Consider the following 9,621-nt stretch of genomic DNA (forward strand, 5'->3'; position numbering starts at 1 on the left):
ATGCAGAAGGACGGCTCAAAGGAATCCTTGAAGGGGAAATTCCAAAGGGCAGGCTGGGACAATGCATTCCTCTCTCGCCTGCTCAGCCTGTTCTGAAATGCGATTGCCCTGGTACCACCAGGGTCCGGCCTTGACGTGGCAGAACCGGGCAAAGCCGACATACATCAGCGCATAGCCCGTCAGCAGCAACGCATTGGCCCCGCCGATCGCCAGGACGTCGAGGCCGAGGAGACGCAGCGGTGCGGTGGCGGCTGCCAGTCCGATCAGGGCCATGCCGGCGCTCCAGCGCAGCAGGGCAACTTCACGCAGGTTGCGCCATTCCAGGAGATGGCAAAGGCTGGCGCCCAGGCAGAGCCCGCTCAAAACAAGAAGCATCGTAGGTGTGTGGATCTGCATGGGCCCGCGATGATCGAGATTGACGTAAGGATACTATCGCGGAAATATCGACGCTTCGTTACGATCGCAACGGATTGTCCCGCTTCCCCGTCAGGCGCTGCCAGCAGATCCAGTATCATCGTCCAGCGGCACGACGTCGACGGCGTGCGATGTCCTCTGGTGGCCGGCCGTGACAACCACGCCGGCGACCGGTGCCACGTCGGCGTAGTCGCGTCCCATGGCCACGATAATGTGATCGCGGCCGGCGACGACCCCGTTGGTCGGGTCGAAGCCGATCCACCCCACTTCGGGGCCGAGCCATGCGGCGGCCCAGGCATGCATGGAATCGGCACCTTCGAGGCGTGGCTTCCCGGGCGGCGGGTCGGTGCGCAGGAAGCCGCTGACATAGGCCGCCGGGATGCCGACGCCGCGCAGGCCGGCCACCATCACATGGGCAAAATCCTGGCACACGCCGCGGCGCCGCGCGAACGCCTCGGCGACGCCGGTGCGCACGTCGGTCGCGCCCGGCTCGTAGGCGAAGTCGGCATGGATCCGCCGGGCGAGGTCGAGCACGGCGGTCCCGGCCTCGGGGACAGCCGACAGAGGCTCTTCCGCATAGGTGGTCACGGCCGGGACCGGAACGATCCGCCGGCTGCGGCCGAGAAAATGGATCGGCGACAGCCCGTGCGCCTCCCGCCACGTGATCGCGGCATCGGCGATCTCCACCAGGGTGGGCGTCGCCACGAGATCCGCCGGGGCCCGGTCGACCCGCACGCGGGCCCGCATCTCGACGTCGAGATCGCGGTGGGGACGGCGCACGGTCACGTCCTCGACGAAATTGCCGAAGAAGTCGCGCTCGCCGTGCTGCTCGTCGGGATGCGGGGACACATCGACATGCGACGAAAGAACATGCTGCCCGCAATCGCCGCGCGGCCGCACGCACAGGAGATGGCGGGCATCGGCGACCGCCGCGGGATAGTTGCAGGCGATCGTCAGGCGGATGTCGTAGATCATTCCGGATCGCCTCCGCCGGCCGATGCAGCGGGGCCGGCCATCAGATAGCGCTGGCCCATAAGATCGGACAACAGGCCCAGATCGCCGGCGACGCGCTGCAGGAACGCGGTGTCCACCTCCACCGCGTCGGCGGTCTCCAGCCGCACCCTGAGGCGGGCCACGCGGCGGAACAGCATGTCCGGCGTCTCGCCCGACCGGACGCCCGGCAGTTCCACCAGCCGGGATTCCAGATCGTTCACCTGGAAGGCGAGGGAGCGCGGATTGAGCGGATCTAGCACAGTGAGGTCGACCACCGTCTCCTGCGACAGGTCCACCGAATAGCGGCGGCGATAGGTGACGAGGCTGTCGGTGAATTCGAGCAGCGCTTCGAGGGCGCCCTCGGGAGGCGCGTCCCGCATCAGCGTCGCGGCGATCAGCGCCGACATCTGGCCGCGCTCGATGCGCCGGCCGCACTGCATGAACCGCCAGCCGGTGAACTGGTACATGTTCTCGCGCACGAGGCCGGTGAAGCCGGACAGGCGCGTGAGAATCTGGCTGGCGAGCGCGACGACGTCCCGGTCCTTTTCGGCGATCGCCCGTTCGATCAGCTCGACGATCTCGTTCAGGCTGCGCCAGCCATCCGGCGAGAACCGGTCGCGGATGCGCGAGGCGGTATCGGCAGCCTGGCGGGCGAGCGCCAGGAGGCCCTTCGCCGACTGGCCGGGCGCCACCGACACGCCGAGGCCGGACAGGAGCGTGGCCACGCTCGTCTCCACCTCCTGCAGACGCTGGCCTTCGCCGGCACGCGCCGCATAAATGCGCAGGAGACGCGTGGCGACTTCGCAGCGCTCGGCATAGCGGCCGAGCCAGTAGAGATTGTCAGCGGCCCGTGCCGGCAGCGCCCCCGGCAGCCGCCGCAGGAACCGGTCCGGCGATCCGAGCAGCGTGACCTGGCTCGCGGGTGTCTCCGACGGAATCCAGACGTCGGTCGAGCGGCCGCCCTGCTGCATCGACACGACCCGGGCGTCGCGGGAATCGGCGACACGGGCGAAGCCGCCGGGCATGACGTGCCAGCCATTCTCGTCCCGCGCCAGGAAGACGCGCAGCGTCACCGGCCGCGGTTCCAGCACACCATCGACGAAGGCCGGTGCGGTGGAGAGCCTGGCGATCTCCTGGCCGACCAGCCGCGCGCCCTCCGCCAGCATCCCGGGCTCGGTCCTGTCGAAATCGAAGACGGGCGGGCCGTCATGGACCGAGGAGGCCGGAGGAAACGCCTCGGCCAGTTGCAGGCGATCGCGACGGGCCGCGACATGGGCGCGTTCCGCTTCCTGCCCGCACCACCAGGTCGCCACGGTCGGCAGCGACAGATGGCGGCCGATCAGCGCCTCGGCCAGCGGCTCCTGAAAGGCCATCAGGGCCCGGCTTTCCAGGATGCCCGAGCCTGGCGCATTGACCATCGCGACGGTTCCGGCGCGGACCGCGCGAAGCAGGCCCGGCGTGCCGATCCGCGAACCGGCGAAGAGCTCCAGCGGGTCGCAGAAATCGGCGTCGAGCCGGCGCCAGAGCACGCGAATGGCGCGCGTCCCGTCGACCGTGCGCACGTCGACCCGGTCGCCATGCACGACGAGATCGCCGCCTTCCAGCAGCAGAAGACCCAGATAGCGGGCGAGATAGGCCTGTTCGTAATAGGTATCGTTGTGCGGGCCCGGCGTCAGCAGGCCGATGCGCGAGGCGTCGGGGCCGGCAAGCCGGTAGAGGCTGTCGCGGAAGCGCTGGAAGAAGCCGGCGAGGCGCTCGACATTCATGTCGCGGTTTAGCTCGGGAAACGCCTTGGCGGTGGCGACGCGGTTTTCCAGCGCGAAGCCGGCCCCGGACGGCGCCTGGGTGCGGTCGCCCAGCACCCACCAGCGCCCGTCCGGCCCGCGGCCGAGATCCATCGCGATGAACCGGATCAGCGGTTCGCCGGCGAGGCCCTGATCGGCGACGGGGCGCAGGAATTCCGGATTCTGGCCGAGGATCGGGCCCGGCAGCGTGCCATCGGCGATCAGCCGGCGCTCGCCATAGAGATCGGCGAGCAGCCGTTCGAGGAAGTCGGCCCTCTCCACCAGGCCCTCGGACAGACTCTGCCATTCGGCGGGGTCGAGCACGAGCGGCGGCTGCGACAGCGGCCAGTCGCGCTCCGCCTCGCTGGCGTCGCCATAGACCCGGTGAAAGACGCCGGCCTCGCTGAGATACTGCCGGGCGCTGCGGAAACGCGCCTCGCGCTCGCCGTCCGGCATCGTCTCGAGGGCCTCGACCAGCGGTCGGTAGTGCGGTCGCACGGAGCCGTCCTGCGCCAGCATCTCGTCATGGCCCGTGCCGACGAGGGTGGCATAGCGGGCCAGAACGGACGCGGGTTCACTTGGCTGCATGCTATTCCGTAGAACTCCTCACCAGATGCGCTATAGCGGCATTCGCTCTCTGGACATAGCAAGAGATTGGACACCATGCGCGGACACCTCGCCAGCCTGCTGCGCTCGCGTCGCTGGGAATACTTCATCGTCACGGTCATCATCATCAACGCCATCACGCTGGGGCTCGAGACCGTACCCAGCGTGATGGCCGCGATCGGGCCACTGCTTCTGGCCCTCGACAAGGCCATCGTCGTCCTTTTCGTGATCGAGATCGCCCTGCGGATCACCGCCTTCGGATGGCGCTTCTTCCGCGATCCGTGGAGCCTCTTCGACTTCGCCATCGTGGCGATTGCGCTGCTGCCAGCAACCGGGCCGCTGACGGTGCTGCGCGCCCTGCGCATCCTCAGGGTTCTGCGCCTGATCTCGGTGGTGCCGTCGCTAAGGCGGGTGATCGGCGGACTGATCGCGGCCCTGCCCGGCATGGGCTCGATCGTGGTCCTGCTGCTCCTGGTCTTCTACGTCTTCGCGGTGATGGCGACGAAGCTGTATGGCGAGACCTTCCCCGAATGGTTCGGCTCCATCGGGGCATCGGTCTACACCCTGTTCCAGGTGATGACGCTGGAGAGCTGGTCGATGGGCATCGTGCGCCCGGTCATGGAAGCCCATCCCCAGGCCTGGCTGTTCTTCGTGCCGTTCATCCTGTCGACGACCTACGCCGTCCTGAACCTGTTCATCGGCGTCATCGTCTCGGCGATGCAGGAGGAGCATCAGGCGATCTCCGAGGCGGACCAGGAACAAATCCACGACGAGAACAAGCAGGTCCTGTCGGAACTGCGCGCCTTGCGCCGCGAGATCGCCGAGATGAAGGCCAAGCTCCCCTGATCATTCCCGGCAGGCCCGCTCCGTATTGGAACGGCCTGCCGGGAATGGGGAGTGCTTTACGCGATCCCTGGCGGTCGCCGCAGGTCCAGCGTGGCCGGGAAGGTCGCGTTCGGCCGTTCGCCGATCGGCTGGTACTCGCCAGGCGTATGACCGGTATTCTGGAAGCGGGCGAGGCGACGTGCCTCCGCCTCGTAGGAATTGACCGGGAAGGTGTCGTAGTTCCGGCCGCCCGGATGGGCGACATGGTAGACGCAGCCGCCCAGCGACCGCTTCGACCAGCGATCGTAGATGTCGAAGGTCAGCGGCGCGTCGACCGGCAGTGTGGGGTGCAGGCCCGAGGCCGGCTGCCACGCCTTGAAGCGCACGCCCGCCACCGCGTCCTTGCCCGTGCCGGTCGGCGTCATCGGCACTTCGCGGCCGTTGCAGGTGACCATGTGGCGGGCAGGATCGAAGCCGCTCATCTTGACCTGCAGGCGCTCGACCGAGGAATCGACGAAGCGCACGGTGCCGCCGATGGCCCCGGTCTCGCCCATCACGTGCCAGGGCTCCAGCGCCTGACGCAGTTCCAGCGACACGCCGCTGCGCTCGATCCGGCCGCAGAACGGGAACCGGAACTCGGCCTGCGCCTCGAACCACTCGGCGCGCATGGGATAACCGGCGGCGCCGAGATCGGCGAGGACGTCGCGGAAATCCTGCCAGACGAATTCCGGCAGCATGAAGCGGTCGTGCAGTGTGGTTCCCCAGCGCACGAAGCGACCGGTCTCCGGCGTCTTCCAGAACTTGGCGATCAGCGCCCGGATCAGCAGCTGCTGCGCAAGGCTCATGCGCGCGTCCGGCGGCATCTCGAAGCCGCGGAACTCGACGAGGCCGAGCCGGCCGGTCGGGCCGTCGGGCGAAAACAGCTTGTCGATGCAGATTTCGGCCCGGTGGGTGTTGCCGGTCACGTCGATCAGAAGGTTGCGGAACAGCCGGTCGGTCATCCAGGGCGCCACGGTGGACGAATCCTCCGGGATCTGCGCCATGGCGATCTCAAGTTCGTACAGCTGATCGTGGCGCGCCTCGTCGATGCGCGGTGCCTGGCTCGTCGGCCCGATGAACAGGCCCGAGAACAGGTAAGACAGCGACGGATGACGCTGCCAGTAGAGGACCAGTGATTTCAGAAGGTCTGGCCGGCGCAGGAACGGCGAATCCAGCGGCGTGGCCCCGCCAACGACGACGTGGTTGCCGCCACCGGTCCCGGCATGCTTGCCGTCGATCATGAACTTGTCGGTGCCCAGGCGCGACTGGCGCGCCTCCTCGTAGACCGTCGTGGTGATGTCGACGCTCTCGCGCCAGGACGAGGACGGGTGGACATTGACTTCGATGACGCCGGGGTCCGGCGCCACGCGGATGACGTTGAGGCGCGGATCGGCCGGCGGGGCGTAGCCCTCGATCTGGATCGGCAGGTTCTCGGCTTCCGCGACCTCCTCGACGGCGCCGAGAAGGTCGAGATAGGCCTCGGCGGACTCCAGCGGCGGCATGAACACGCAGAGCTTGCCGTCCCGCGGCTCGATCGCCAGCGCCGTCCGCACGGCCCCGAGGATGGTGTTGGGGCTGGGTTCGGCGGGCTCGGCCGGCGCAGCGGTGCCGGCACGGGCCGTCATGCCGCCATCGCCCATGGACTGGCGCATGTCGCCCGCCGGGCCGGTCATCACCTGCTCGGCTGCATCGTCACGCTGGCTCTGCATCTCGACGCGGCCGTACTGGGCGCGGTTCTGCGGCGGCAGCGGCGGGAAGGGCTGCATCGGGTCGGCCGGGTGGATGTAGGGATAGTCCTTCGATTCCAGATGCGGGATCGCGCCGAGCGGCAGCCGGTAGCCCAGCGCGCTGTCGCCGGGTGCGAGGAACAGATGCCCGCGCCGCGTCGTCCAGCGCTCCGACTGCCAGCGCAGGGCGCGCTCGCCGCGTCCTTGCCAGGCCTGCACAGGCAGGACGTATCCGGTCGGCTTCGACAGGCCGCGCGAGAAGACCGTGGCCAGGCGAGCCCGTTCCTCGGGGTCTTCCAGCTTGGAATCGGTGGGCTCGACATTTTCGGGCAGCTGCGCCTCGCGGGCGAGCCAGTAGGCGGCATCCTCATAGGCCGGCGCCGCATAATCGGGCGACACGCCGATGGCCTCGGCGACCTTGCGCGACAGGCGCTCGGCTTCTTCCGGCCCCACCGGCCGGGCCTCGGTTTCGCGCGCCACCAGCTCGGCATTCGTCCAGACCGGTACGCCGTCCTTGCGCCAGTACAGCGAGAAGGTCCAGCGCGGCAGGGTTTCGCCCGGATACCATTTGCCCTGGCCGTAATGGAGGAAGCCGCCGGGGGCGAAGCGGTCGCGCAGCCGACGGATCAGGTCGTCGGCCAGGCCGCGCTTCATCGGCCCGGTGGCATCGGCATTCCATTCCGGCGACTCGAACTCGTCGATGGAGACGAAGGTCGGCTCGCCGCCCATGGTCAGGCGCACGTCGTTGGCGACCAGTTCGCGGTCCACCGCCTCGCCGAGCTGGTCCAGCGCCTGCCAGCTCTCCTCCGAGAACGGATAGGACACCCGCGGCCGCTCCGAGATCCGGTCGACGGTCATCTCGAAGTCGAACTCGACCTCGGCAAAGCTGACGGCGCCGGTGATGGGTGCAGCGGAGCGGTAATGCGGCGTGGCGGCCAGCGGCACATGACTTTCGCCGGTCATCAGGCCCGAGGTCGGGTCGAGACCGATCCAGCCGGCGCCGGGGAGATACACCTCGGCCCAGGCATGCAGGTCGGTGAAGTCGACATCCGTGCCGGTCGGGCCGTCGAGCGCGACCACATCGGGCTTGAGCTGGATCAGATAGCCGGAGACGAAGCGGGCGGCAAAGCCCAGGTGCCGCAGGATCTGGACCAGCAGCCAAGAGGTGTCGCGGCAGGAGCCAGAGCATTTCTCCAGCGACTCGTCGGGCGTCTGCACACCCGGCTCCATCCGCACGAGATAGGCGATCTGCTGCTGCAGCGTGCGGTTGAGCCCGACGAGGAAGTCTACCGTATGGGTTTCGCTGCGGTCGAGTTCCGCAAGATAGCGCGTGAGGAGAGGGCCCGCAGGCTCGGCGTCGAGATAAGCAGCCAGATCGGTGCGGAGCGGTTCCTCATACTGGAACGGCCAGGCCTCGGCGGCCTCCTCGACGAAGAAGTCGAACGGATTGTAGACCGTCATGTCGGCCAGAAGGTCGACCTCGATGCGGAACTCGGTCGCTTCCTCGGGGAACACGAGACGCGCCAGGTAGTTGCCGAAGGGGTCCTGCTGCCAGTTGATGAAGTGGTTTTCCGGCAGGATCTTGAGCGAATAGGACGGCACCTTCGTGCGCGAATGCGGTGCCGGTCGCAGACGGATTACCTGCGGTCCGAGCCGGACCGGGCGGTCATAACGGTAATGGGTGACGTGGTGCAGGGCTGCTAGGATCGACATCGGAACTTTCGTGCGGCGAATGCAAACTCGGCGGGCGAATGCTGGCAGGCGGTCATCTGACCATAAGGCCGGGAAGTTATCCGGCAAGCGTTCGTCTGTCCTACGGGGCAAACCGGTCGGAAATTATTTCGTTCCGGTCGCCGTAGGCCGGAACTTGCCCCGGTCGCACGCATTGATGCGCTCTGGCTGCTCGCACCGCGACAGGCGCCGCAAAGGTATCGACGATGAAACTGTTTTCCTGCCCGTCCTGTTCGCACACCGTGTTTTTCGAGAACACCGTCTGTGAGCGGTGTCACCATGGGCTTGGCTACGAGCCACGCGCGAACCACATCCTGGCACTGGAGCAGGACGACGGGATCTGGAAGTCGGTCGGCGCCTACAGCGACGCAGGCCGCTGGAAGTACTGCCAGAACCGGGAATACGGCGTCTGCAACTGGCTGATCGCGGGCGACAATCCCGACACGCTCTGCGCCGCCTGCCGCCACAATGTCACGGTCCCCGATCTCGCCGACGCCGAGAATGTCGCTTTGTGGCGCAACATGGAGATCGCCAAGCACCGCATGATCTACACGGCGATGCGCCTTAACCTGCCGCTGGTGACCCGCGACGAGGAGCCCGAGGGGCTGGGCTTCGATTTCCTGTCGAACGATCCCGGTGCGAGCGAATCGGTGATGACGGGACATGACGACGGGTTGATCACGATCGCCCTCGTCGAGGCACATGATGCCGAGCGCGAGAAACGCCGCACATCGATGGGCGAACCTTACCGTACGCTGCTCGGGCATTTCCGCCATGAGGTCGGACATTGGTACTGGGACCGCCTTGTGCGGGACGGCGGTGCCCTCGAGGCCTGCCGGGCGATCTTCGGCGACGACACGGTCGATTACGGCGAGGCGCTGCAGACGCATTACGCCAACGGCCCGAAGCCGAACTGGCAGGACGAGTTTGTCTCGTCCTATGCGGGCGCCCATGCCTGGGAGGATTTCGCCGAGACCTGGGCGCATTATTTCCACATCGTCGACACACTGGAGACCGGTCACAACTGGGGCGTCATCGTCAATCCGCGGGTCGAGGAAAGCGGGCTTTTGACCACCCGCATCGATTTCGACGTCTTCTCCGAGGGCGTGACGACCCAGGAGATCTCCACGGCCTGGCTGGCGCTGTCGGCGGCACTGAACTCCTTCAACCGTTCGATGGGCCATCAGGACCTCTATCCCTTTGTCCTGTCCGAAACGGTGATCGGCAAGCTCGGCTTCATCCACGACCTCGTCCATGGACGGGTGGGCGCCCCCACGCAGGCACAGGGCGGCCAGGGCGCCCGCTGAATGCAGTCGCGCCGTGGCTCAAGTGATGACGCGACGACGAAATTTCCGCAGTTGACCACCATGCGGGGTGGCAGGGTCGCCAGCCGCATTAGTTAGGTTGCCGAAGGCCCCGCTGGGGGTCGCGGCCTGGCCGCGACGGACGCTGCGTGCCGGCGCTTGCGCTTGGCAACACGATCTTGCGGGCAGACATGCGAC

6 protein-coding genes are annotated in these 9,621 nt (G+C 67.4%); 2 read left to right on the plus strand and 4 right to left on the minus strand.

Annotated elements, in window-relative coordinates:
• Positions 1-15: 15 nt before the first annotated feature.
• The 3 genes from VQ042_RS09050 to VQ042_RS09060 all read right to left on the minus strand — a co-directional run bounded on the left by VQ042_RS09050 (position 16) and on the right by VQ042_RS09060 (position 3,779).
• A complete protein-coding gene (locus VQ042_RS09050; protein ID WP_331818364.1) occupies positions 16-396 on the minus strand; it encodes a hypothetical protein in 381 nt (126 codons plus the stop codon).
• Positions 397-486: 90 nt separating this feature from the next.
• Complete coding sequence (locus tag VQ042_RS09055; RefSeq protein ID WP_331818366.1) at positions 487-1,389, minus strand: transglutaminase family protein; 903 nt, start codon at positions 1,387-1,389, stop codon at positions 487-489.
• Positions 1,386-3,779 (minus strand): circularly permuted type 2 ATP-grasp protein, encoded by a 2,394-nt coding sequence (locus tag VQ042_RS09060; RefSeq protein ID WP_331818368.1) that lies wholly within the window; start codon positions 3,777-3,779, stop codon positions 1,386-1,388. The genes VQ042_RS09055 and VQ042_RS09060 overlap by 4 nt, the downstream gene beginning before the upstream one ends.
• Positions 3,780-3,854: 75 nt before the next feature.
• Between VQ042_RS09060 and VQ042_RS09065 the strand changes: the two genes are divergently transcribed.
• The gene (locus VQ042_RS09065; RefSeq protein WP_331818370.1) at positions 3,855-4,643 is read left to right on the plus strand and encodes an ion transporter; all 789 of its coding nucleotides are present in this window, start codon (positions 3,855-3,857) and stop codon (positions 4,641-4,643) included.
• A gap of 56 nt (positions 4,644-4,699) precedes the next feature.
• On the opposite strand, the gene VQ042_RS09070 is transcribed toward VQ042_RS09065, so the two are convergent.
• Positions 4,700-8,101, minus strand: a complete 3,402-nt coding sequence (locus VQ042_RS09070) for a transglutaminase family protein (RefSeq protein WP_331818372.1) — start codon at positions 8,099-8,101, stop codon at positions 4,700-4,702.
• Positions 8,102-8,325: 224 nt separating this feature from the next.
• On the opposite strand from VQ042_RS09070, the gene VQ042_RS09075 reads away from it, so the two are divergent.
• Positions 8,326-9,426, plus strand: a complete 1,101-nt coding sequence (locus VQ042_RS09075; protein ID WP_331818374.1) for a zinc-binding metallopeptidase family protein — start codon at positions 8,326-8,328, stop codon at positions 9,424-9,426.
• Positions 9,427-9,621 lie beyond the last annotated feature (195 nt).

This window comes from Aurantimonas sp. A2-1-M11 (assembly GCF_036549475.1).
Taxonomy (GTDB): Bacteria; Pseudomonadota; Alphaproteobacteria; order Rhizobiales; family Rhizobiaceae; genus Aurantimonas.

Bases quoted from the DNA above. Each gene is read 5' to 3' on its own strand.
- VQ042_RS09065 (WP_331818370.1), top strand. From the start codon at position 3,855: ATGCGCGGACACCTCGCCAGCCTGCTGCGCTCGCGTCGCTGGGAATAC.
- VQ042_RS09050 (WP_331818364.1), bottom strand. From the start codon at position 396: ATGCAGATCCACACACCTACGATGCTTCTTGTTTTGAGCGGGCTCTGC.
- VQ042_RS09075 (WP_331818374.1), top strand. From the start codon at position 8,326: ATGAAACTGTTTTCCTGCCCGTCCTGTTCGCACACCGTGTTTTTCGAG.
- VQ042_RS09070 (WP_331818372.1), bottom strand. From the start codon at position 8,101: ATGTCGATCCTAGCAGCCCTGCACCACGTCACCCATTACCGTTATGAC.
- VQ042_RS09055 (WP_331818366.1), bottom strand. From the start codon at position 1,389: ATGATCTACGACATCCGCCTGACGATCGCCTGCAACTATCCCGCGGCG.
- VQ042_RS09060 (WP_331818368.1), bottom strand. From the start codon at position 3,779: ATGCAGCCAAGTGAACCCGCGTCCGTTCTGGCCCGCTATGCCACCCTC.